Source organism: Micromonospora sp. NPDC049799, assembly GCF_040656655.1.
Classification (GTDB): Bacteria; Actinomycetota; Actinomycetes; order Mycobacteriales; family Micromonosporaceae; genus Micromonospora.
This window is the reverse complement of sequence record NZ_JBFAMU010000865.1, coordinates 1-1,271: the sequence shown is the minus strand read 5'-3', so window position 1 is coordinate 1,271 and position 1,271 is coordinate 1. Positions and strand designations below refer to the sequence as shown.

Here is a 1,271-nt window from a genome sequence, read left to right as displayed (position 1 = left end):
CGAGGGCGCGGCCGGGTGGCTCGCGCCGGGTGGGCACCTGGTGGTGGAGGTCAGCGAGGGGCAGTCGGGGGCGCTGTGCGCCGCGATGACGGCGGTCGGCCTGGTGCCGGTGGTCGTACGCGACGACGAGCGGGACGCCGTCGCCGTCACCGGTCGGGCCAGCGGGTCCGGCCGCTCGGGCGTGGCCGACGGGCAAAGAGGGAACTAACCTCGCGTCAGGTTCGTGACGGCGGAGGGCGGGGTCGGGTGGGCAACGCAGGTGTGCCGGTGGTCGTCGGGCTGGACAACGGCGGCACCAGCAACAACGCCACGGTCCTCACCGTGGACGGTCGGTTCCTCGTCGACGGCCTGGTGGAGATCCCCAGCGAGGTGCGCGTCGGGCCGGAAGCGGCCATCGAGGCGCTGGCCCGCGCGCTCGACGGCGTGCTGGCGCTGACCGGGGTGCCCCGCGAGCTGGTCCGGGCGGTCGGGCTGGACACCCCCGGTCCGGCCAGTGCCGACGGGGTGATCTCGTCGCGCGGCTCGACCAACTTCTCCCAGCCGGAGTGGCGGGGCTACGACGTGCGGGGCGCGCTGGAGCGACGTCTCGGCCTGCCGGTGGTCTACCTCAACGACGGCAACGCCGCCGCGCTCTACGCCCACCACACGTACTTCGGCGCGGACGCCATGCGCCGCTCGTCGGTGTCCGCGATCGTCGGCACCGGGCTGGGCGGTGGCGTGGTGGAGGCCGGACGGGTGATCGCCGGGGCGGCCGGGATGGCCGGCGAGCTGGGCCACGTGCACCTGCCGCTGGTGGGGGTGCTCACTCCCGACCAGCCGGAGCCGACCTGCGCGTGCGGGTTCGTCGGTGACGCCGAGAGCGTCGCGTCGCTGACCGCCATCGAGCGGAACCTGCTGCCGTACTGGCTGGCCCGTTTCCCCGGGCACCCGCTGGCGGCCGAGCCACCGGCCCGGGCGGCGAAGCTGGTCCGCGCGTACGGCGAGCGGGGCGACGCACTGGCCCGGGAGATCTTCCGGCAGCAGGCGGCGGCGATCGGCCGGCTGTTCACGATCGCGGCCAACTTCACCGACCCGCACGCGTACTTCGTCGGGGGCGGCGTGGTGGAGGCGGCGCCGGAGTTCCGCGACTGGTTCCTGGCGACCGTCCGCGAGCACACCGTGCTGCGGGAGGAGCAGGCGGCGGTGGCCACCTTCGCGCTGGTACCGGAGCGCGACATGGCCGGTGCCCGGGGGGTGGCGATCGCGGCGCTGGAGGCGCTGCGCGCCGGGCC

At 75.5% G+C, this 1,271-nt stretch carries 1 protein-coding gene and 1 pseudogene; both read left to right on the top strand.

Features of this window, described 5'->3' with window-relative positions; all coding sequences use genetic code 11:
- Positions 1 to 208: pseudogene (locus tag AB0I76_RS30200) on the top strand (hypothetical protein); the annotation flags it as partial.
- Between the two features lie 38 nt (positions 209 to 246).
- On the top strand, positions 247 to 1,271 hold a 1,025-nt coding region (locus AB0I76_RS30195; protein ID WP_357042623.1), incomplete at its 3' end, for an ROK family protein.